Genomic DNA, 23,426 nt, shown 5'->3' with positions numbered 1-23,426 from the left:
GTGTTCTGGATGATTATCTACAGTAGGAGAGAGGAGGTCTGACCTTGTAAAGGAGGCCTGCCGAACATAAGTAAGGTTATGGAATAAACATAGCCTTCACTTTGATCTTTGATACGGGTTCGTCCTAATTTACTCCAATGACAATACTTATTCTTCAGTATTGTCATTGGCCATTATTTGAGTAATATTTCGCCCTTGGCACCTCATACTTGCTTTTTGCTAAAAGCAGGATTTACAAATGATTAGGATGTGTCACTAAGCAAACTTAGACAGATATGGTCTTTTACAGAACAATAGCCGAGCAGGCTGCTGCCAGGTGGCAGGCCCGGGAAGGAGTAAGGGAAGGCAATAAGCAAAAAATGCAAACGGAGGGTGTGGTTGGGGTAGAATCGGCCCAGAGAATCCAATTGCGTCTGGACAGGCTTTCTGCCGCGGCTACCAAGGAAAAAGCCTTCAAAACCTCATCTAACCCAACTGCATCCTTCGGGCAGCAATCTCCTACCTCCTTTCTGATAGAGAATGTGGGGTTTGAGAGAGTGATAGGGAAATCTGACTTTATGGGAATGGACTTTCTGGAGCTTGCCCTTGCCGTTTCCCGCTTCGTGTGCAGGATTCAAATCCGGAGTAGCCCAGGGAGAACCATAGGCTATGGTACCGGGTTTATGGTATCTCCCCGCCTACTAATGACAAATAACCATGTCATCAGTAGTGCTAAAGACGCTGTTCACAGTGAGGTAGAGTTTGACTATCAGTATGACCGTTACGGAAGGCTACTGCCTGTGGTGACCTATGGGTTAGAACCTCAGACCTTTTTCATGACAGACCGCCATTTAGACTTTACGCTCGTGGCTGTCCGGGAACGCTCTTTCAATGGGATTGAGCTCAAGCGCTTCGGCTGGAGCCGGTTAATCGCTGACCAAGGAAAAGCCATTCACGGCGATACCTTAAATATTATCCAGCATCCTAAGGGAGAAACAAAGCAGATTGTGCTGCGCTCCAACCGGTTGGTAGATCTACTGGATGATTTTGCCCATTATGAGACTGACACAGAGCCGGGCTCATCAGGTTCTCCTGTCTATAATGACCAGTGGGAAGTGATTGCTCTGCATCATTCGGGGGTGCCGAAGAAAATAGGTGACGATTATGTAGCCAAGGATGGCTCAATCTGGCGGGACGGAATGGATCCCAATAATTTGGACTGGGTTGCCAACGAAGGAATCCGGATCAGTAGTATCGTGAACTTTGTTAAAAAACAAAGGATACCCTCTGCTATGGAGCCGTTAAGGGACGACTTACTCCATGGAGAACCCCCTCACCCCTTTGAGGCGGCTGCCATGGCCTCTATGGTACAGCAGACACCTGTTTCTTCCCAGCAGACAGGTGCCCCTCAAACTCAGGGTACTAGTTATACCTTTACCATACCCCTTCATATCACTATTCAGGTAGGTGCACCTCAGCAGGGTGCGCAGCCACTTACCGGAAGTTCAAATCAGATTCCGGATGCTGGTACTTCCCTGGTAACAACTCGGGGATCAGATGGTGCTACCGCCACTATTCTGGATGATACTAAAAGCAGGTTGCAGGACTCTACCGCTCTTCGCGAAGCTTTAAGTGAGTTGGAAGCAGCCAGAAGCGAGCTATACTATGACCAGACCAAAGACAGGGCAGATAGGGAGACCTATTATGCCGATATTCCGAACAGAGAATTAAGTGGAAGGGAATTATATGAGAGGTTACATGACCTCTTGGAAAGTACCCATACCACCCGGTTAACCTACAGTCAGGCTAGGCATCAGCATTTATACCCAAGAGTAGACTTACACCCAGATAAGATGCTGCACAGTATTTACACAGGAGAAGTGTATGAGCCGGAAACCTTTATTCGCAATGACTTTGAAATCACGGAAAGGCTGTTGGCCCAGGCCCGGGAACAATTCTCGCGAATGGCTCCATTCAGTGAGGCCGCTTTTGCTGAGCACATAGCATTCTTAGAGGCAGAGGCTCCCTACAATGCCGAGCACGTGGTTCCTCAATCCTGGTTTGCCAAGAGAGACCCGATGAAGTCTGATCTACATCATCTGTTTGCGTGCGAAATGGCCTGTAATTCCTTCAGGGGCAACATTCCGTATTATGAATTCGAGGACTTTCAGGAAATTATCCGGCAAGGCTGTGGCAAAAGGGAGAGCAATAAGTTTGAGCCCTCGCAGGGGCATGGTGCGGTGGCGCGGGCTACCTTCTACTTTCTGCTCCGCTACCCGGGTGAGATCAACAACAACGCGAAAGAGTATACTGACGATAGAATAGAAATGCTTTTGGATTGGCATGAGAGAGAGCCAGTAAGCAAATATGAATTGCATCGGAATGCAGAGATCTTCAGAGTACAGGGAAACCGAAACCCCTTAATTGATCATCCAGAATGGGCCAGGAACATAGCTTTTTCCCTTGGGTTAGGTAGTTAGCGTGCTTTGAGAATAAGAGCATACATTTCATCTTTGCGCTGCAACATGGCCATGGCAAGAACCTGCGGAAGCGTTTTTCTGACCCAGTCTTGCCAGTAAACCTGAAATGTAAACATGCTCTAAGCTGCTTTATGTAAAGCAAGAACACAGCTTAGATCTTAGGGCGTAGCGGCAACACATTTTCCGGCTAGGTCTCTGTGGTTAGATGCGATAAATTTAATATATTGGCCTTTACCCATCAGCTGCTATGGCAAGGGGGCCTTGTTAACCGTTCGCTGCTGATCGCATTTACTCTTACCAGAAATCAATGAATATGCTCAAAGAAAGCCCGGCGATTCTACAATCCAGCCTGGGTATTCTAAAGACTAAACATCACTTTGTAATCCTTGATGGGTTAAGGGGGGTAGCGGCTTTGGCGGTGGTGATTTTCCATTTCATGGAGTGGGTGTACCCAGACCCCGGCAAGAATTTCATAGGGCATGGCTTCTTAGCCGTAGACTTCTTTTTTTGCTTGTCTGGGTTTGTCATCGGGTATGCTTATAACGACCGCCTTGGGAGTATGGGAGTGATGGAATTCTTCACATCAAGGCTGATAAGGTTGCACCCTTTGGTTATCCTAGGTTCGGTTTTGGGCTTGTTGGCTTTTCTATTCGATCCATTCGCCGCTTATACAGGGGAGTACGGCACGGGTAAACTTATCTTGGTGTTTCTTTGCTCCCTCTTTCTTATTCCTTTTCCGGTAATGAAAGACCGTGCTTTCAACCTGTTCGGTCTTAATGCCCTTTCATGGTCATTGTTCTGGGAGTACGTTGCCAATATTGTTTATGCCCTTCTCCTCTACAGGCTCTCGCGCCGCTATCTGGCTGTACTGACATTGCTGGCGGCGGCGGCCCTTTGTTTGGTTAGTTATCGGGCAGGCAACCTGCTGGGGGGCTGGTCAGGGGAGACCTTCTGGGATGGCTGTGCCCGTGTCTCTTACTCCTTCTCAGCCGGGCTGTTAATCTACCGTTCTAACTGGGTTATCAAAAACGGACTCGGGTTCGTTGGCCTGGCTATTTTGCTGTCTCTGGCCTTTGTCATGCCCCATTTTGAATGGAATTGGGTAGCGGAGGCTCTGGTTGTCCTATTCTTTTTTCCACTACTTGTTGCCTTGGGAGCTGGCTCTAGCCTATCACCGAGGTTGGAAAAAATCTGTGTGTTCTCTGGAAAAATCTCCTACCCCCTATACATGACACATTACGCCGTTATGTGGATGTTTGGTAACTATTACACGAGCAACAAGCCCGGAGCAACCGAGCTGTTCCTTATCGTGTCCATAGGAACCATTCTTTTGGTGGGCGTAGCGTATTTTGTGATGGTGGTGTATGATATCCCGGTTAGGAGGTACCTAAGCAGGAAAAGGCGAAAACCGAAGGATTAGAGAACCATAGATTATGCTTTAGCCGTGCCACCGCAACTATCAGCGGAGTTGTATAAACTGAACCCGATTGCCCATACAAGGAATACGCGGAGCAGTGAAAGCCTTCCATAGGCAGTTTCCGCCCCAGCGAAAGTACCAAAGCGGCACCCCTGCTCCCGGCGCGTGGTGACGGTTTCGCTTATATCTCACGTTATGATTAGTTTCAACTATATCTTTCATAGAACCTGTTTAGAGGTTTTCATTCACCGGCATTTAAGAGCTTGTTTAAATTTGAGGTTTGCCGGCGAAAATGGCCAGAGAAAGGTTCTGCGGAAGCGTTTTTTGAGCCGCGTAGCAGCGCTACGGGGCGAGAAAAAGGCGAACGCAGGTTCTTTTTATGGCCGTTTGTAGCGCAAAAATGAAATTTAAACATGCTCTAAAACAATTCCCCAGGGCAAGCGTCTGCTTATGCCCTTGTTTTTAGGCTACTTTTATGAAAACAGGCCTAAAACAAGGGGCTGCCCATACGCTGCCGCGTGCAGATGGTTGTACCGTCGTTTTCAGGCTAGTTTTATGAAAACAGGCCTAAAACGCTCAATGCCTTCAATCGCAACTTGAGTTAAGTAAGTGGACAGAAATCACCATCTCTTCTTCTCTCTTTGTCATCCTGAAAGGATCTTGGTGGCGAACTAGAAAAGCTCTTGTCGAAAGTAATTGCCGTTCGTGACCAAGATCCCTTCAGGATGACAAAACAGATGGTTTAAACTTGTCCTGCTACTTAAGTAAAAGTGAACAGCGCTAAAGGCCAACTTTTCAGCCCAGATTGGGCTTGTATGCAAGCCTCTGTGAATGTCTTCGCTTATTCAGAATCCTTTTGGCGCAATCAGAAGCAACCACCAGTCCACCTGCCATCATGATAATATCCTTCAAAACCAACCGACCGGCTCCCGACAAGTAGGAAAATCCGAATTGCGGAGACGGAAAGTCGCCACCTGGGTTTGGCACATACACCTCAGGGGTGGTGATTAAAAAGGATAAGGTCACCAATGACATACCGAAAGTCAGCAGTCCGCCGATCTGTTTTCATTGCTTCTTAGGATTGCTGGCCTTACTTTGATGTTTGACTTTTTCCTTTCCAGAAGCCTAATAGGGTAGGTAATCTGGTTCAGGATTCAGAGATAACTGGTGTCCTAAGTGTAATAAGAAGCCAAGTTCTAATTAACTGAGAGGCTTTCTGGTAGACCAAAGGAATGGAAATAGAGATGATCCACAGTGATATGATGGCTTTGGGAGCATACCCGAAGGGGTAGGAGGACTGCCTTAACCAGGACTTCGCAGAAGAGGGATTCCAGTAGCCGAGCTACATGCCGAACTAGCCAGAAAATGTCTGCCCCAGAGAAAAACAGCACAAATCTGGGTAGCCACTACCAAACTTCCGCCGCTATTTCCTACATTCCCTAAGCAATTGTGAAATGACAAACCTGATACCTGAGATAGAGCGCATGTCTGAGAAAACCGGAATGACAAGGAGCCAGATAAAAGTGGGCCTATATGCCGCCGCGGTGGTTTTCCTTACCTACATCATGATCTTCGGCTTCAGGAAGTCGTTTACGGTGGCTACGTTTGATGGGCTGGAGATTGCCGGGTACAGCTACAAGACGGTGTTGGTGATCAGTCAGATGTTGGGTTACCTGCTGGCCAAATTCTATGGCATCAAGTATATCTCAGAGCTTAAGCGAACCGGCAGAGGCACCGTGATCCTGCTGTTGACCGGGGTTTCCTGGGTAAGCTGGCTGTTTTTCGCACTGGTGCCCTTGCCCTACAACATCGTGTTCCTTTTCATCAACGGTTTCCCATTGGGCATGCTCTGGGGCGTTGTTTTCTCGTACGTGGAAGGCAGGCGCAGCACAGACTTTATTGGGGCCACGTTGGCGGTGAGCTTCATCTTCGCCTCGGGTTTCGTGAAATCGGTGGGGGCCTGGCTCATGGTGCAGTTCAACGTGTCAGAATTCTGGATGCCCTTTTGCACCGGTCTGGTCTTTGTCCCGCCGCTGCTGCTTTTCGTGTATTTGATGGAGAAGATTCCGGCCCCCAGCGCCGATGACATCCAACTCAGGGCCGAGCGCACGGCCATGACCCAGGAAGACCGGAAAAGATTTCTCAAGGAGTTTTCCGTTGGTATTGCCGTCTGCGTTTTGATCTATTCGTTTGCGACCATCTTCCGGGACATCAGGGACAACTTCGGGGCCGAGATGTGGAAAGAGTTGGGCTACTTCAACCAGCCCGCCATTTTCACGCAAACCGAAACGCCCATCACCCTCATCATTCTGGTGCTGATCGGGAGCATGGTGTTCATCAGGAACAACCACAGAGCCCTGCAGACGGCCCATGTGTTCATCTTGCTGGGGTTTGCCCTCGCCGGAGGCGCCACCCTGCTTTTTACGGCTGCATTCCTGGCACCCGCCTGGTGGATGATGCTGGTGGGGCTGGGCTTGTACATGGTCTATATCCCGTTCAATGCCGTGTTCTTCGACCGGCTTATTTCCACCTTCAAGTACACCGGGAACGTGGGTTTCCTGATTTACCTGGCAGACTCGTTTGGCTACGTGGGCAGCGTGGGCGTGTTGCTGAGCAAAGAGATTTTCAAGGTGCAATTGAACTGGGTGACGTTCTTCTCAAACAGCGTGATGGGCCTCTCCGCAATCGGCGTCTTACTGACCGCGTTCTCCATGGTTTACTTTAGCCGGAAGTACCGGAAACTAAAGGCAAACAGGGAAAAACCTGCTTTAGAGCTGGAAACGGTTTAGAGTTCTTTTATCAACTAGAAGGCTTGTTGTGTCGCTCGCAGATATAGACGAGCTTATGCACCGTTTCGGGCCTGTTTCACAGGAAACAGGCCCGAAACGGTAAGTGCCGCTACTTCTGTACAAGTGAATGCCTGCGCAAGAGAATATCAGAAATGCTCAATAGGCTCATAACGGCTGCTCTATAGCCTTCATCTGCGCCTTCCTCCAGGAAACTGCAAAAATATTGTGCATCCATTGAAGCTGTCCACCGTTAAACTGTTCGGGCAGAGAAGAGACGTTCAGCGGCACCGTTGAGAACAATCAGATAGCCTGGCAAGCACTTCATCAAAACAGATTCCTATGAAATGGCAAGGCAGAAGACAAAGCAGCAACATAGAAGACCGTAGAGCACAAGGCGCGGGCGGATTTGGAGGAGGTGGCCGAGGCATCAGTCCCATGCTGTTGATTCCCTTGATCCGGCTCCTCTTCTCCAAAGCAGGGCTGGTGATTGTCGCCATCCTGGCGGTGGTGTTCTTTGTGACGGGAACCAACCCCATCGCGCTCCTGCAGCAGTTTGTAGGGGGCGAACCGCAATATGCCCAGACAAGCACCAACCAACCGCAGAACCCACAAGAGCAGGCACTGGCCCAGCAGACGGCCACGGTGCTCGCCGATACCGAGGATGTCTGGAACAACCTCCTGCAAGGATACCGGGAACCTACCCTGGTGCTGTTTTCGGGACAGGTGAACTCGGCCTGTGGACTGGCTTCTTCGGCCTCCGGCCCCTTTTACTGCCCCGGCGACGAGAAACTGTACATTGACCTGAGCTTTTTCGGGGAGATGGAAAACCGGTTGGGGGCCGCGGGAGACTTCGCGCAAGCCTATGTGGTGGGCCATGAGGTAGGCCATCATGTGCAGAAACTTATGGGTACCATGGAGCAGGTGAACGCCATGCGGGGTCAGCTGTCTGAGGTGGAATACAACCAACTTATGGTAAGAGTAGAACTGCAGGCGGATTTCTACGCCGGAGTGTGGGCGCACCATACGCAACAATCAACCGGATTCCTGGAACCCGGCGACCTGGAAGAAGCCCTGAATGCCGCCAGTGCCATCGGCGATGACCGGCTGCAGCAACAGTCCACCGGACGGGTGGTGCCAGACTCCTTCACCCACGGCACCTCCGCCCAAAGAGTCAGATGGTTCAAAAAAGGCTTCGAGACCGGCGACGTGGCACAGGGCGATACCTTCAACGCCCCCGTGTTGTAACGCAACGGCGATAACCATGACGTGGAATTTGGCTCTTTAAGAGAAGGTAAGGTGAAAGATGAGGTACTCTGGAAGGTATGACGTACTGTTTCCTATTCTGGTAAGTAAGTTGACTGGAAAAGTATAACGGAGGATGAAAAGCCTAAAGCCGCTTCATGTAAATGGAGCGGCTTTTTTGTTGCAATAGACCAAACTATGGAATTACGGAACTTAATCCACAGGGATTGAATAGCTTAAGTGATTTTTTAGGTAGGAGTGAGGAGGTCTAACTTTAGCTAGAAAGTCTGCAAAACATAAAAGAGATTATATGCGTTGATTACTCTAACTTGTACTATGCATGTACGTTACTGCATCTCAACTAAGCCCATATTAGCTTCAGACCGGCACCTTTACAAAATTTGCTTCATATAACTTAAAACGAGATGGATGATAACTACGCAGTTCCTGCCCAGACGCGCATCGGGCACGTACATTTAAAGGTAGCAGACCTTGACCGCGCGCTGGCCTTCTACTGTGACCTGCTGGGTTTTGAAGTGACCACCATGTACGGGAGCCAGGCGGCATTCATCTCGGCGGGCGGGTACCACCATCACATTGGGTTGAACACCTGGCATAGCAAAGGCGCGCCTCCAGCCCCGCAAGAAGGCGTAGGACTGTACCACACGGCCATCCTTTACCCCACCAGAAAAGACCTTGCCCTAATCTTTGACAGACTGCGCAGTGCAAAATACCCTATGACCGGTGCCAGTGATCACGGCGTTTCTGAGGCGCTCTACCTCAATGACCCAGACGGCAACGGCGTGGAGCTGTACTGGGACAGACCGAAAGAGCAATGGCCCGCCAAGCCAGACGGTTCCTTAGATATGTACACCAGACCTCTTGACCTCATGGGTTTATTGAAGGAGATAGAAGCCTAAACACCTTTTCAAATACAAAAGGAACTTGACTGGAAGGGTTCTTCCCAACCTGTATAATTCTAAAGCTGGTTTCAATGAACTGAAATCAGCAGGAATCCTTACAGAATAGCTGGTGGAGAATTCAAAGCAATTGGTCAGGGCAGCAGGTTACCAGATGATACGGGTTCTATTCTTTTGGGCGGTTATCCTGCTTATCCTGTTGACGGATCTGGTGAGCGCCCCACTGGCTCTGTTCAGTGGGGTACTCTTGGGTATTAGTGTTGGAAACCCCTATCCTCAACAATTGGGGAAGATAACCAAGTATGCGCTCCAAGCGTCGGTGGCAGGGACGGGGTTTGGCATTAATCTGTATCAGGCGGCCCAAACGGGGGTGTCAGGTCTTTTTTATATGGCCATTTCCCTGGGGGTCACCGTAGGCTTGGGGGTATTATTGGCGAAGGTATTAGGGGTTGCGGTAAGCTGGGGCATTGATTTCCTCAGGGACAGCCATTTGCGGGGGCAGTGCCATTGCGGCCCTGGCACCCACTATCAAGGCATCGGAAAAAGCAATTTCGGTTGCCTTGGCTACCGTCTTCATCCTGAGTGCCGTGGCGCTGTTTGTTTTCTCTCAGGTAGGGAAACTGCTGCAACTGACGTAGCACCATTTGGGGGGTGGGCCGCTATTGCCATCCATGACACAAGTTCGGTGGTGGGGGCGGCGGTTTACGGGGAAGAGGCCCTAAAAGTGGCCACCACCCTGAAATTGACCCGCGCCTTGTGGATTGTGCCCATGGTGCTGCTGACAGGCCTAATTTACAGAACGGGGGATAAAAAGAATGTATTTCCCTGGTTTATCCTTTTAATAGCCTCGGCAGCCCTTATGGCCGTGTTTTTCTGTGTTCCTTAAGCGCTTGTTCATAAGCAGAAATGAACAGGTTCTTGCCACGGCCCCATCCTGACCGGTTGGGTTTATCTGCCATGACGGCACACGGGAGTCCCGCTAAGTCCAGACAACTGGTTTCGCAGCTGAATTCCCGAGCTGTCTTATTCCCTTTTACTTAACCTCATCCATTTCCTTATCTATGTTCTTGGTTTTAATTAAGGAGAACACAATACTCACTGTGATGATAAACCCAATCACAATCAAGGAAATAAACGTTGGTACTTTGAAGATGTCAATGGTCACCATTTTAAGCCCCACAAAGATGAGAATGAAGGCCAGCCCCGTAGAAAGGAAAACAAAACGGTGTATCACGTGAGCCAAGGCAAAATAAAGCGAACGAAGGCCTAGAATGGCAAATACGTTGGAGGTATAGACAATAAACTGGTCTTGGGTGATGGCCAAAATTGCGGGGATGCTATCCACCGCGAAAATAAGGTCGGAGATTTCAATCAGAATCAACACCAGAAACAGGGGCGTTGCAAATACTTTTCCGGATTGCTTTACAAAGAATTTATCTCCCTCTAACTGGTTAGTGACGGGCATGATTCTTCGGAAGAACCTAATGACCGGGTTTTTCTCCGGCTCCATCTCTTTGTCTTTCTCCACGAACATCTTGTAACCGGTGTAGATAAGAAAAGCACCAAAGAGGTAGATAGACCAATGGAATTTCTCAATCAGGGCAACACCCGCAAAAATAAAGATCACGCGCATCAAAAGAGCGCCCAGAATCCCCCAGAACAGAATCTTGTGCTGATAGATGGACGGTATCTGGAAGTACTTGAAGATTAACACGAACACGAAGATGTTGTCTATGCTCAGGGTTTTCTCTAAGACATAGCCCGTCAAGAACTCTACCGCTTTGTGCTCCCCAAACCAATAATACACGAGGGAGTTAAAGACCAAAGCAAGTGAAATCCAGACCCCTGACCAAATCAACGCCTCTTTCACGGATACCACGTGCGCTTTGCGATTAAAAACCCCCAAGTCCAGGGCCAGCATCAAGAGGACAAACAAGTTAAATCCAATCCAAAAGGTACTATTCACTTCCATTCTTAGAGCAGTTAGGTTTCACTACAGGTTCTTACGATAAATGAACGAGTAGACGCTCAATTATCTTTAGTAAGCCAAAGAAAAGGCAAAAGCTTTGATTTCTAACAAACCTAAGCGGCGTTTTATTGTGGGTTCTTACCACGAGGGGCAGCAGACCTGCTTGCTCATCTCTGATTCAGATATCCTCAGTAAAGCAGGTATCTGATGGGGAGACTTCTCACGGTACTCACCTTCGCGCAGCTACCTGGGAAGAGTTTGGCATCTGTAAATGATCATGGTAAGGATAACATGTCAGTTGATGGTATTTTGCTAGGGCTTAAACCTTCCATTACGTGATGGGCCTTTGCCTTTACTGGAGAACACCCGCTGCAAGGGCGTGGGTACTTCGTTCGGTTTTCAATTTCAATTGCGTTGAAAAAGGGATGAGGGCAGCAGCTACAGAACAAGCGCGCCTATCCCGTTCTTGCCAACAGTTAGTAGTCTTCTGCTGAAGCAAAAAGAGCTTTCTATTTCGCCATTTTCTGCAGGAATTCTATCACCTCTGGCGTGTCATATTCGGCCATTCCCTGCTGCTGGGCCACTATCTGGCCTTCGGGCGAGATGATGTAGGTGGTAGGGATGGCGGGGCTTTGGAACTCCTCGGGCAACTGGCTGGCGGGCAGGTACACGGGGAACGTGAAGCCTTTCTTGGAAATGAATTTCTGCACCTTGTCCCTGCCTTTCTGATCCACTGACAGCAGCACGAAGGCAATCTTGTCAGAACCCACTTTCTCGTAGAGGCGCTGGATGTTGGGCATCTCGGCAATGCACGGCGGGCACCAGGTGGCCCAGATGTTCAAAAAGATGACCTTGCCTTTGAGCGACTCAAAAGAGACCACCTTGCCCGCTAAATCCGTCATCTGGAAACCAGCCCCCGCCATGGGCGCGTTCCCAGAGGTCAAAGTGGCGGGCGTGGCGGTTTCAGTATCTGTAGGCACTTCGGCGTTTTTAAGGCCGGTGGCCAGCAGCAGGCGCTGCACCTGCCCAATCACTTCGGTGTGCAGGCCTGTGGCGTACAGTACCCCGAAGATGGCCAAAGTAATCGCCCAACCTGGGATGTTCCTGAATGAAAACGTATCTCTGTTCATCTATATCGTTTTTAAGGCGTTTCCCTGCAAACAGGCTGAAAACGCTTCCTTTTGATTATAGCAAGTAAATGCGAAGCGGCATCCTGTCAGGCAGTGAATACCCGTTAGGAAAAATTCCGCCATGATATCATTTCAAGAAATCAGGGGAGAGTTGAGCAGGGTGAACAGCAGAAGCAAAACGCTGATTCCTAAAAGCAGGTAACTCTTCATAGTGCAGTTAAATAGACCGGTTAATCGGTCGTATAGTTCATTGTTTACTTTTCCGCATTCCCGTTTTCGACCTTATTCTAAGGAAACAGGCCAAAAACGGGAATGCGTTTAGTGAGGCAATCGGTCTCTTAGAACACCATAGAAATAGGTTCCCAACAAGCCCCCGAAGATAGCCAGCAAGATAGGCCAGTACGCGTGCCCCAGGTTCACGAACAGCGGCCCCGGGCAGGAACCTACCAGCGCCCAGCCCAACCCGAAGATGATGCCCCCAAATAAATACCGGGGAACAGACTTTTCCTTGGGCGTGAAGATGATGGGATTGCCTTGGTAGTCGCGCATCTTAAATTTCTTGATGAGGTACACCGAGATAACGCCCAACACCACGGCCGTGCCGATGATGCCGTACATGTGGAACGACTGGAACCTGAACATCTCCTGGATGCGGTACCACGAGATAGCCTCACTCTTGCTCATCACAATCCCGAAGAGAATCCCCGTCACTATAAATTTCAATCCTTTCACAATTCTTTGTCTTTACGTAAAAACTGGGGTCTAGAAAATAAGCGGGTACAGCAGGAACGTCATGATGAGCCCCCCAATGAAAAAGCCAACCACGGCTACCAGAGACGGCCACTGCAGGTTAGACAAGCCGCTGATGGCGTGCCCCGACGTACAGCCGCCCGCGTACCTAGACCCGAACCCGATCATAAAACCGCCGCCCAACAAGAGCGCAATGGTCTTCAAACTGAAAAGCGCCTCCGTCCCGAACAGCTCCTCGGGCTGCAAACCCTTCGGTGCGGAGAAGCCCAATTCCTGAATATCCCGGATAGTAGCCTGGGAGATCTGCACCGCCTCCCCATTAGACAGAAAGGTAGTCGAGATCCAACCGCCCAAGATGGCACCCACCAGAAACAGGACATTCCAAAGCTGGCTTTTCCAGTTGAAGTCGAAGAACGGCACGCGGGTACCAGCCCCGCAGGCCGCACAAATCACCCTAAAGTTGGAGGAGAACCCAAACAATTTCCCGAAGAAGAGCATCAGCACCATAATCAAGGCAAGCACCGCCCCAGACACGTACCACGGCCAAGGCTGACTGAGTGTTTCTAACATATTTTAATCTTTTCTAAGAATCCTTACCGCTTCTGGTGTTTTATATTTTGGCTATCTAGGCTAGGCACCTACGCCACCTTTAAGGTTATATGCTATTATACCTTCCAAGCTAATCTTACAATCAATTCAAGCTGCTGTTCGGGATTTCCAATCCCGAACCACTCTGCTGGGGATTTCCAATCCCCTTTGTCCTTTCTGCAGGAGCACGGGGATTAGAAATCCCCAACCGCAAGCTTTCGGATTGGAAGTCCGAAAGAGCAGAAGCATAGCATGTAGTCTTCTTCTGTTCAGGTTCCTACGAGCTAGCTTCGTTGCTTAACTTCTTCCTGCGGATGGTTTCCGTTTCTGAACTGTTTTCTGCGAATTAGCCTAAAAGTAGTATGCACTTTCCGTTTTCGGCCTGTTTTCTGTAAAACGTCTCTAAAACGGGTGAACCTATATTTCCCCACTCCAGGCGTTCTTCGTCTGGTTTTCAGTTCTTTTCTGCAAAGGTAAGGGGTACGGAAGTCCTGTTCAGTGACTTTTGTCACCGAGGCAAAAAGAAGGAGGATTTAGCCAGCACGCAGGCGGTTGATGATGCGTCTGGTTGCTGGCTCATTTTACTTCAAGGTAGAAGGGCACACGAAGGCGGTTCTGGGAATGCTGGTGCCCGAGATGCCTTTGAATCCCTCCTGCACGTTCACCAGTCTGTCAAAACCTCTGGCTTTCAGGATAGAGGCGGCTATCATGGAGCGGTAGCCACCGGCGCAGTGCAGGTACACTTCCTGGTCTTTCGGGATTTCAGAGAGATAGTCGTTGAGGTAATCCAGGGGGGCGTTGCTGGCGGTTTCCACGTGCTCAGCCTGGTACTCGCTGGGCTTGCGTACATCTACCACCTTCAGGTTGCTGTCTTTCAGGTAGCGCTGCTCAAACTCAGCAGGGGAGATGGAGGGAATGGAATCCGTCTCTTTGCCCGCGTTCTGCCAGGCCGCAAAGCCGCCTTTGAGGTACCCGATGGTGTAATCATAGCCCACGCGGGCCAGGCGGGTCACCACTTCCTCTTCGCGGCCTTCATCGGTCACCAACAAAATCTGCTGTTTTATGTCGGGGATAAGCGTGCCCACCCAGGGCGCGAAGTTCCCGTCTATCCCAATGTTGATGGCGTTGGGGATGAAGCCCCTGGCGAAGTCCTCGGGCTTTCTGGTGTCCAGCAACAGGGCACCCGTTTCGTTCGCGGCCGCTTCAAAGGCCGCTGGGTCCAAGGCCTGCAAGCCTTTTTCCAGCACATCGGCTATGTTGTCGTAACCTTGCTTGTTCATCTGCACGTTCAACGGAAAGTAGCTGGGCGGCGGGGCGAGGCCGTGGGTCACTTCTTTGATGAACTCCTCTTTGGTCATGTCGGCGCGCAGGGCGTAGTTCGTTTCCTTCTGGTGGCCCAGCGTGTCGAAGGTTTCTTTGCTCATGTTCTTCCCGCAAGCGGAACCAGCTCCGTGCGCGGGGTACACCAGCACGTTATCGGCCAGCGGCATGATTTTAGTCCGCAGTGAATCATACAGGTGACCCGCCAGTTGCTCCTGGGTGAGCTCAGATTTTGCCGCCAGGTCAGGCCGACCTACATCCCCGATAAACAAGGTATCACCAGAGAACAGGGCGTAGTCTTTGCCGTTCTCGTCGCGCAGCAAATACGTGGTAGACTCCAGAGTGTGGCCGGGCGTGTGCAGTACTTTGATGGTCACGCCGCCCACTTGCAGCTCCTCGCCGTCATGGGCAATGTAGGCGTCATAGGCGGTCTCGGCGTTAGGGCCGAACACAATTTGCGCGCCGCTTGCCTGGGCCAAATCCACGTGCCCGCTCACGAAGTCGGCGTGGAAGTGGGTTTCCAGCACATACTTGATTTTCGCGCCGCGGTTTTCAGCCTTGGTCAGGTAGGGCTGGACTTCGCGGAGCGGGTCAACGATGGCTGCTTCGCCTTTGCTTTCTACATAGTACGCGCCCTGGGCCAGGCAACCGGTATATATTTGTTCTACTAACATGGTGCTATTTTTTAAATAGATGAATCTGCTTTTCAAAAGTACAAAGTAAGAAATGCCTGTTCAGTGACTTTGGTTACAAAAGGCCAGAACCTGCCAAAAATCATAAGAAAAGTTCTTTGGCGATGATGTACACGCCCATCACCAGACCCTGCTTGTAAAAGCGGTAACTGCCCACCAGAGTGGAAAGGCCTACAATAAAGAGCGAATAGGCGGTAGAGATGACCGGATTCAGCCCCAACAGGTACACCAGCGCCGGTACAGTCAAGATAGAGCCGCCCCCGCCAATCAACCCCAATGACAGGCCAATCACCAAAGCCGCTATGTATCCTAGTATTTCCATTTTGTAGCTAGTGCTGAAGGAACACTACAAAAGTAGGGCAACGGTCAGGGGAGTACAGTAATACATCAGGAACTCTTCGCCCGCCTCGTCCTGACGGAATACTTTCACCAAGCCGTCCAGCACCAACACATTTGATTTCATCGAACGTTATCAACAATGATTTAGTGGCCTTTGGCAGAGCTTTTAACCCTGGATGAAGAGGTTCTGGAGCGCCACATCTAGGTTGTATTTATATCAACCCTCTTAATTTTTTGTAAAAGCCATCACTATACGTATCGCTGATGGGGATGATCTGATCTGCGATGCTGATCCTGTTCTTTTCTATATGGTCTATCTTGTCAAGAGCTACCATGAAGGAACGGTGCACGCGGGCAAAATCCTGGGTGGGCAGAAGCTCTTCCAATTTCGAGAAGCTCAGCAACGTCATGATCTTTTCTTTGGTGGTATGAATCCGCAGGTAGTCTTTCATGCCTTCCACTAAAAGGATGTCGCGGGTGGCGATTTTCTGGATGCGATGCCCCACCTTCAGGAAAATATAGTCCTGCTCCTGTTTAGGTTCTGTGATAACTTCCTTTTTTACCGGTTGCGGTTTGGGGCTTTGTTCCTGGTACAGGCGCAGTACTGCTTTGTAGAACCGTTCAAAGGAAAAGGGCTTCATCAGGTAGTCTTTTACTTCCAGCTCGAAGGCTTTCAAAGCGTACTGGTCATGGGCGGTGGTCAGAATGATCAGGGGCTTGGGGTTCAGCATCGGGATGAAGCTGAGCCCGTCCAAATCTGGCATGTTGATGTCCAGGAAAAGCAGGTCGGGCTTGTCTTCTTCCAGTTGGGCGGCCGCTTCCAGGGGGCTTGTAAACGTGCCTTTCAGCTCCAGGAAGGGCACTTTTGCTACGTACTCTTCCAGTATTTCCTGGGCTAGCGGCTCATCATCAATGATATAGCAGGTGAGTTTCTCTTTCATGCGCCTGTAGGTGAAGTCCACTGATTTTTAACGTAACGGTAAATAGGTCAACCGTGGTGTTGATCGCTAGCTGATGTTGGCCTGGGTACAACAACGCCAGCCTTTTCCGGACATTGGGTAACCCAATGCCACCGGGCTCCTCCAGAGTATTACCTGGACTTGTATTAACCGGATTCCGGATGCTGAAGGTAAGGGTGTTTTCGGTGATCTCCACCCTCACCTTGATTGCACCTGGCTCCAGCCGGGCCGGGCTGTGTTTGTAGGCATTCTCCAGCAGGTGGATAAAGAGCAGCGGCGCGATGTGGCAGGAATCTGTGTCTCCTTCTATGGCAAGATCTACCACCGGGGCATTTTTGTACCGAAGCTGTTGCAAACCCACATAATCCTGCAGGTAATTCATCTCCCTTGAAAGGGGCACCGTGCGGGCATTGGACTCATAGATCATGTAGCGCATGAGAGATGCTAGGCGCAATACGGCTTCCGGAGCGGCCGGGGCCTGCTTGTAGACCAACGTGTGAATGTTGTTGAGGGTATTAAACAGAAAATGTGGATTGATCTGTGACTTCAGGTAATACAACTCCGCCTCCACAGCCTGTTTCTCCAGCTGCTCTTTCCTAATGGTGTTGAGCACCAGATTCTCGGTTACCCGGGCTAGCCAGCTGAGAAAGAGAAAGAGAGGTACAGCCGTGAAAAGCGTCATGACATAGTAATCATTGGAAAGCGGCCAGTTCTCCAACCCTTTCGGGTGGAAAAACAAAAAGGGGAGAGGGCCGGTCAACAGGATTACGGCCAGTTTGAGGAAATAAGCACGCTTTCTCTTTTTACCTAAGTACCGGGTCAGGAGATAGAAGTGGCCGTAAAAAACATGCAAACACGTCAAAACGAACCCCGTGGTAACAGGTAACCAGTAGGCATGGCCTTCCGTCCGCAATTGCACACCCACCAACAAGGTGAATAGCAGCCAGACGAAGAGGTGACTCAGCCGGAAGATTGTTTTGACTCGGTTCATAGAGCAAAGGTATTTTTTCCTGCCCTTCCTTCCCCACCTTCTCGACCAGCGCCTTTCCCCAATCTATGAAAGACCAGTTAGCGTCTGCCAGCCCTTTGGAGGCAGCAACCCCACCACTCGTCGATTCCTTTTCAGCGGTAGCATATCGTTTTTCGCCTTTTGTTCTGGTAACGGTTCTTTTATGATGAAAACGAAAGAGCAGGAAAAAAGGGGCTTAGTAAAGGCGTTTTTGGCCTACTTTTCAGAAAACAGGCCAAAAACGCCAAACGCTACCTTATAAGATGATGCTTTGACAACAAGTGATATGAATTGATCACTTCAGCTGCTTGTAAGAATTCCAATTGCTAAACAGGTGCATTTTCCTCTTCATTTCTCACCACTTTTGAGCTTACAGGGGCTTCCGTTTTTGGGCTGTTTTGGCCAAAACAGCCCAAAAACGGGAAAGTACAATTTTCAGCAGATCTAAATAGAAATTCCACCGAACCAGAATAGAAATTATGGACATCCACCAGCAAAGCTTGACTATCAGAAACGTCTCCAAAACCTACGCCAACGGAGTGGTGGCATTGAGCAATATATCGCTGGAAATTCCACGGGGTATGTACGGCTTGCTCGGCCCTAACGGTGCCGGAAAGTCTACCCTCATGCGCACGCTGGCTACGCTGCAGGAACCCGATGAAGGCAGCATACGCCTGGGCGGAATAGATGTGCTGTGCCAGAAGGAGGAGGTGCGCCAGACGCTCGGTTACCTGCCGCAGGAGTTCGGCGTGTACCCCAATGCCAAAGCGGAAGATCTGCTAGACTACTTCGCGGTGCTCAAAGGCATCACCAACCGGGCTTCCAGAAGAGAAGTGGTAGAAGCCTTACTGAAACAAACCAACCTTTGGGACAAGCGCAGGCAGAAATTGGGCGGCTTCTCGGGGGGTATGAAGCAGCGTTTTGGTGTGGCGGTGGCACTGTTGGGAAACCCGAAGCTGATGATCGTGGATGAGCCCACGGCGGGGCTAGACCCGGCAGAACGGGTGCGCTTTCTGAACCTATTGAGCGAGTTGGGCGAGAACAGCGTGGTGATCCTGTCTACTCATATTGTAGAAGATGTAAGCGAGCTGTGCACCCACATGGCTATTATCAACAAAGGACAAATACTGCAGGAAGCTGAGCCTATAAGAGCAGTGGAGGGATTGCAGGGATTGATCTGGCGCCGCATTGTTGAGAAAAGTGTGTTGCCAGCGTTGGAGCGGGAGCAGAAGATCATCTCTACCAAACTGCTAAGCGGACGAACAGTAGTCCATATCTACAGCGAAGAAAATCCCGGCAACGGCTTTGAACTGGTGGCCCCTGATCTGGAAGATGTCTACTTCACCACCATGGCAGGATATTTCCAAAAGCAGGTGATGCAACAGGAGGGGGAGGCGCAGCCATGAAGCTCTGGACAATCTTTCGCTTTGAGTTCGGCTATTTGGTAGGCCGCACTTCTACCTGGCTCTATTTAGCAGTTTTGCTCGTATTTACACTTGTGATGAACCTGGTCACCACCCCTGGCGACGGAGTATACCCTAACAATACCTTCCACATTACGGCTATTACGGTCATTGGCGGCCTTCTCTGGTTGGTAATGGGCGCGGCCATAGCCGGCGAAGCAGCAGCACGGGACGTGCAGACGCGTATGCATCCCCTTGCCTACTCTACCCCGGTTACGAAGCTTCACTACCTGGGTGGACGATTTCTGGCCGCCTTTGCGGTGAACGCACTGCTGGTTCTTTCTTTGCCGTTAGGGGTGCTGCTTTCCTTCTACCTGCCAGGCATGGGGCAGGAGGAATTATTGCCGTTCAGGCCATGGGCTTATCTGAGTGTCTACTTCTTGATTGCCTTACCGAATGCTTTTGTAGCAACAGCGCTACAATTCACCTTTGCAGCGCTTAGCCGCCAGGTGATGACAAGTTATATTGCCAGCCTGCTATTAGCCATTTTCCCTCAGATCATCGCGATGACGGCGGCAAAGCTCTTCGGGAACTGGGACTTGGTAAAATTACTGGATCCGGTAGGTGTTGCCGGTGTTGTGGCCAGCGAACTGGGAACATGGACGGCAACAGAGAAAAATACGCGACTAATGGCGCTGGAAGGAATGTTTCTTTGGAATCGGGTCTTGTGGGGTAGTGTGGCTGTAGGCTTGTTGTGGCTTACCTACCTCCGCTTCAGTTTTGCTCATCCTGACACGACCAGCTGGTGGAGTCGCTTTACATGGCGGCCAAAAGTTCCCGCCAAAAATTCTGCTGAAACTGAAGGTGTTAGAGCAACCGTCCTTTCTGTTCCGCAGGTTCAGCGCAGTTTCGGCTTTGCAACCTATTTCCTCCAGACGCTCACAATTGCGTGGGCATCTTTTGGGAAGATAGCCCGAAACCCTATCGGGCTTACGCTGGTTGGTGCTATTGCCTTGCTTTCAGCGGTGTTCGGCTCCAAAATCATGACTCAGTTTGGAATTCCGCTGCTCCCCACTACCCAGCAGGTGTTAGACTACCTGACCACTCCGGTAAGTAACGTCAATACCCCATGGGTTGTTATTCCGCTACTCATCATGTACTTCATTGGCGAGCTTGTCTGGAATGAGCGAGATGCAGGCCTAAGTGATATTGCTGATGCAGCACCGGTACCGGAATGGGTACTCTTGACAGGTAAGTTTCTGGGGTTAGCTCTCATCATCGTGGCTTGGATGGCGTTACTCATGACCGGAGGTATACTGATGCAGTTAGGCCTGGGCTACGACAAATTAGAGCTAGGCCTGTACTTGCAGGCTCTCTTTGGGCTTCAGCTCGTAGACTACCTGCTCTTTGCCCTGCCTGCCCTTGTGGTACACGTAGTGGTGAATCAAAAGTATATTGGTTACCTGGTGGTGCTTTTAGTTTTCAGCTTTATTGCCTTTCCTTCCACATACCAGGTGGAGCACAGTCTGCTCATTTTTGGAGCAGACCCGGGATGGTGGTATACCGATATGCGTGGTTTTGGAACTACCCTTGGGCCGTGGCTGTGGTTTAAGCTATATTGGATAGCCTGGGCTTTGCTGCTTGCAGTGGCAGCGAGATTGCTTTGGGCACGGGGAAGAAAACAAAGTTTGAAATACCGTCTTCAGTTAGCCCAGCGTCGTTTCACAAGGGCAACAACTTGGGTTGCATTGATAGCCTCAGGGCTTATACTTACCCTGGGGAGCTTCATTTTCTACAATACGAATGTGCTGAACGAGTACCTGACCAGCTCCGGCATCATGGAACGGAAGGCTGAGTACGAACGGCGCTACGGCCAGTACAGAAACACCCCGCAACCCCAACTGACGGCTACAAAGCTGCACGTTGAGCTCTACCCCAACCGGCAGCAAGTTGAGATCCGTGCAGCGTATACACTTGTGAATAAGGATACAGTACCAATAGACTCCATACATGTAGGGAGTATTTCGGGCATAGAGCCCAGTGCAGTAACCTTCAATCGGCCAGTTGCCAGCGTGCTGATAGACAAAGAACTCAGCCACCGCATTTATGCACTGGAGAAACCACTGCGGCCAGGAGATTCACTATTAGTAAACTTTGTAGTGCACTATCAACAGCGTGGTTTCCGTCATAGCGGCACAAACGCATTGGTGGTGAAGAACGGCACCTACTTCACGAATTTCGACCTGCTCCCTGCCATTGGCTACCAACACTACCGGGAAATCAATGATGCGGTGCTTAGGAAAAAGCATACCCTTGCTGCCCGCCCTGCCATACCATCCCTTTATGATGGTGAGGCGCGTAAAAAGCCGTTCAGTACAGATCAGAACACCTTTGAAGCCATTGTAAGTACTGCAAAGGATGAAGTAGCCGTTGCACCGGGTACTTTGCACCAAACCTGGACAGAAGGTGACCGGCGCTACTTCCACTACAAAACTGATGCCCCTATCCGGGGCGAGTACTCCTTCTTATCAGGGAATTATGCGGTGCAGGAAAGCAAGTGGAATGATGTAGCGATCAACATTTACTATCATCCAAACCATGCCCAAAACATAGACCGAATGCTCCGGAGCGTGAAAGCTTCGCTGGCGCATTTTACGGAGCAGTTTGGGCCTTACCCCTATAAGCATTTCACGCTGATAGAGCGCGCTGGTACCGGTGGTGGATTGAGTGCAGAAGCGAGCCTGGTAGATTATGGAGAACAGTATTCCCTTATGAATCCCGATGACAGTCCGAATGGCTTTGACCTTCCCTATTATATTCTGGCTCATGAAGTGGCGCACCAGTGGTGGGGAGGTGCCAGATTAACACCTGCATACGTTGAAGGAGCTGGTATGCTGGTGGAGGGTCTTGCCGTATATTCCGGCATGCAGGTTCTGGAAAAGAACTATGGTGATGGTCATTTGCGGCAATACGTGAGCTTTCTGCATTCCTTCTATGAAATGCCACGCTCACTCGCAACAGCTTCCTTACTGCAGGCAAATGAAACCTTTTTATACTATCGGAAGGGTGGGCTCGCCATGTTTGCCCTGGCTAAGTACATAGGTAAAGAAAAGCTCAATGGTGCGCTTCGGCGTCTGCTCCAAAAACACCCTTCAGGAGAGCTACCCCTGCCCACCACCCTTAATCTCTATCAGGAGCTACAACAGGTTACCCCAGACTCCTTACAGTACCTGTTACACGACCTGTTCAAGAAAAACACCTATTGGCGCCTCAAAACAAAACAGGCTACGGCAGCGCAAACCAATGCAGGCAATTGGCAGGTAACCCTACAGGTGCAAGCACAAAAGGTGGTAGTTGATAGTACGGGCAATGAAAATGAAGTGCCGATGAATGATTGGCTGGAAGTAGGCATTTATGAGAAAGGCAAAGGGTTTAACCAACCACTCTACCTTCAGATGCACCGCATCCGGTCTGGTGAGCAGACCATACAAGTGACCGTGCCGCGAAAGCCTGAACGCGGCGGTATTGATCCTAACCACCTGATGATTGACCTGAGACTTGAAGATAATATTGTGCAGCTGGACGGGGAATAAGGCCAAATTCAAGGAGCTGAAGATATAGAATAGAAAGTGTTAAAGCTTGCTTTATCGAAGGGGATAAAAAAAAGCTGCTCCACATTTAAATGGAGCAGCTTTTTTGGTTTAGTAGACCATAGGAGTGAATTATCGAACTTTATCCACCGTGATCTAAGCGCCCTGAATGATGACCTACAGTAGGAGAGAGGAGGGCTGAAGTTAACAAGGAAGCTGTTTAGAGTTTTCATGCTGTTTTTATAAAAACAGCATGAAAACGGCAATACAAGCAGATGCTTGCGGCAGTATACAGATAAACCTCTCGTTTTTGGCTTGCTTTTATGGAAACAGGCCAGAAACAAAGAACCTGTTTAGAGCATGTTTAAATTTCATTTTTGCGCTACAAACGGCCAGAGAAAGGTTCTGCGGAAGCCTTTTTCTCGCCCCTTCGCTGCTACGCGGCTCAAAAAACGCTTCCGCAGAACCTTTCTCTGGCCGTTTTCGCCGGCAAACCTGAAATGTAAACAAGCTCTTAGAGTTATTCAATTTTAGTTATTTTCAGAGCAAAGAGGACGGTAAGAGCGAGTAAATGTAGTGCCACCCAGTGCAGGGTCTTTGCTTCAGACCTGATGAGCGGTGCTTTGGAGCCGTCGAGCCGGGCTTTGGCGTGCTGGATGACGGGGAAGTTTAAAACCCTAGACAGCTTCTTTGTATAGAGATACGCATTGTATATAAACGTTCTTAGTACTGGAATAAAATCATTTCTAAATAAAATATAGGCTTATGAGTTGATACAATTGTATTAATTTTTTTTGCTTGGCCTAGGTGTTTTCTAAGTGAGGCTTGTCTGTAGTATAGTTAAATAAAG

16 protein-coding genes and 2 pseudogenes are annotated in these 23,426 nt (G+C 49.9%); 9 read left to right on the top strand and 9 right to left on the bottom strand.

What is annotated here, in order from left to right; translation table 11 throughout:
- Positions 1–275: 275 nt before the first annotated feature.
- Positions 276–2,459 (top strand): endonuclease, encoded by a 2,184-nt coding sequence (locus tag HHO50_RS08220; protein ID WP_181305517.1) that lies wholly within the window; start codon positions 276–278, stop codon positions 2,457–2,459.
- Positions 2,460–2,772: 313 nt separating this feature from the next.
- On the top strand, positions 2,773–3,879 hold the full coding sequence (locus tag HHO50_RS08215; protein ID WP_219921482.1) for an acyltransferase: 1,107 nt from the start codon (positions 2,773–2,775) through the stop codon (positions 3,877–3,879).
- A 792-nt stretch (positions 3,880–4,671) separates the two neighbouring features.
- Here the strand turns inward: HHO50_RS08215 and HHO50_RS08210 are convergent.
- On the bottom strand, positions 4,672–4,923 hold the full coding sequence (locus HHO50_RS08210; protein WP_255478660.1) for a DUF417 family protein: 252 nt from the start codon (positions 4,921–4,923) through the stop codon (positions 4,672–4,674).
- A 407-nt stretch (positions 4,924–5,330) separates the two neighbouring features.
- Here HHO50_RS08210 and HHO50_RS08205 point away from each other — a divergent pair, with 407 nt between their 5' ends.
- The 5 genes and pseudogenes from HHO50_RS08205 (at position 5,331) to HHO50_RS08190 (ending at position 9,713) form a co-directional block, all read left to right on the top strand.
- Complete coding sequence (locus tag HHO50_RS08205; protein WP_255478653.1) at positions 5,331–6,665, top strand: DUF5690 family protein; 1,335 nt, start codon at positions 5,331–5,333, stop codon at positions 6,663–6,665.
- A 339-nt stretch (positions 6,666–7,004) separates the two neighbouring features.
- Positions 7,005–7,910 carry a neutral zinc metallopeptidase gene (locus HHO50_RS08200; protein WP_181305515.1) on the top strand — a complete coding sequence of 302 codons (906 nt, stop codon included), beginning with the start codon at positions 7,005–7,007 and terminating at the stop codon, positions 7,908–7,910.
- 422 nt (positions 7,911–8,332) lie between these two features.
- A complete protein-coding gene (locus HHO50_RS08195) occupies positions 8,333–8,827 on the top strand; it encodes a VOC family protein (protein ID WP_181305514.1) in 495 nt (164 codons plus the stop codon).
- A gap of 467 nt (positions 8,828–9,294) precedes the next feature.
- Positions 9,295–9,399: pseudogene (locus tag HHO50_RS21535) on the top strand (putative sulfate exporter family transporter); the annotation flags it as partial.
- Complete coding sequence (locus tag HHO50_RS08190; protein WP_370457548.1) at positions 9,363–9,713, top strand: putative sulfate exporter family transporter; 351 nt, start codon at positions 9,363–9,365, stop codon at positions 9,711–9,713. The pseudogene HHO50_RS21535 and the gene HHO50_RS08190, both read left to right, overlap by 37 nt.
- Positions 9,714–9,860: 147 nt before the next feature.
- Here the strand turns inward: HHO50_RS08190 and HHO50_RS08185 are convergent, their stop codons facing one another.
- The 8 genes and pseudogenes from HHO50_RS08185 to HHO50_RS08150 all read right to left on the bottom strand — a co-directional run bounded on the left by HHO50_RS08185 (position 9,861) and on the right by HHO50_RS08150 (position 17,565).
- Positions 9,861–10,799 (bottom strand): TerC family protein, encoded by a 939-nt coding sequence (locus HHO50_RS08185; RefSeq protein ID WP_181305512.1) that lies wholly within the window; start codon positions 10,797–10,799, stop codon positions 9,861–9,863.
- 506 nt (positions 10,800–11,305) lie between these two features.
- Positions 11,306–11,926, bottom strand: a complete 621-nt coding sequence (locus tag HHO50_RS08180) for a TlpA disulfide reductase family protein (protein WP_181305511.1) — start codon at positions 11,924–11,926, stop codon at positions 11,306–11,308.
- Between the two features lie 318 nt (positions 11,927–12,244).
- Positions 12,245–12,658 carry a DUF6691 family protein gene (locus HHO50_RS08175; RefSeq protein WP_181305510.1) on the bottom strand — a complete coding sequence of 138 codons (414 nt, stop codon included), beginning with the start codon at positions 12,656–12,658 and terminating at the stop codon, positions 12,245–12,247.
- Positions 12,659–12,688: 30 nt separating this feature from the next.
- A complete protein-coding gene (locus HHO50_RS08170; protein ID WP_219921480.1) occupies positions 12,689–13,246 on the bottom strand; it encodes a YeeE/YedE family protein in 558 nt (185 codons plus the stop codon).
- A 599-nt stretch (positions 13,247–13,845) separates the two neighbouring features.
- Positions 13,846–15,258: a rhodanese-like domain-containing protein gene (locus HHO50_RS08165; RefSeq protein ID WP_181305509.1), complete on the bottom strand. Its 1,413-nt coding sequence runs from the start codon at positions 15,256–15,258 to the stop codon at positions 13,846–13,848.
- A gap of 139 nt (positions 15,259–15,397) precedes the next feature.
- Positions 15,398–15,598: pseudogene (locus HHO50_RS08160) on the bottom strand (TSUP family transporter); the annotation flags it as partial.
- A 229-nt stretch (positions 15,599–15,827) separates the two neighbouring features.
- Positions 15,828–16,556 (bottom strand): LytTR family DNA-binding domain-containing protein, encoded by a 729-nt coding sequence (locus HHO50_RS08155; protein WP_181305508.1) that lies wholly within the window; start codon positions 16,554–16,556, stop codon positions 15,828–15,830.
- Entirely contained in the window at positions 16,525–17,565 is a 1,041-nt protein-coding gene (locus HHO50_RS08150) for a sensor histidine kinase (RefSeq protein WP_181305507.1), read from the bottom strand. Before HHO50_RS08150 ends, HHO50_RS08155 begins: the two co-directional genes overlap by 32 nt.
- 497 nt (positions 17,566–18,062) lie before the next feature.
- Between HHO50_RS08150 and HHO50_RS08145 the strand changes: the two genes are divergently transcribed.
- Positions 18,063–18,989, top strand: coding sequence for an ABC transporter ATP-binding protein (locus HHO50_RS08145; RefSeq protein ID WP_181305506.1), 927 nt, complete (start codon positions 18,063–18,065; stop codon positions 18,987–18,989).
- Positions 18,986–22,579 carry an ABC transporter permease gene (locus HHO50_RS08140; RefSeq protein ID WP_181305505.1) on the top strand — a complete coding sequence of 1,198 codons (3,594 nt, stop codon included), beginning with the start codon at positions 18,986–18,988 and terminating at the stop codon, positions 22,577–22,579. Before HHO50_RS08145 ends, HHO50_RS08140 begins: the two co-directional genes overlap by 4 nt.
- Positions 22,580–23,426: the final 847 nt, after the last annotated feature.

This window comes from Rufibacter sp. XAAS-G3-1 (genome assembly GCF_013623775.1).
Classification (GTDB): Bacteria; Bacteroidota; Bacteroidia; order Cytophagales; family Hymenobacteraceae; genus Nibribacter.
This window is presented reverse-complemented; position numbering and strand designations above follow the sequence as displayed.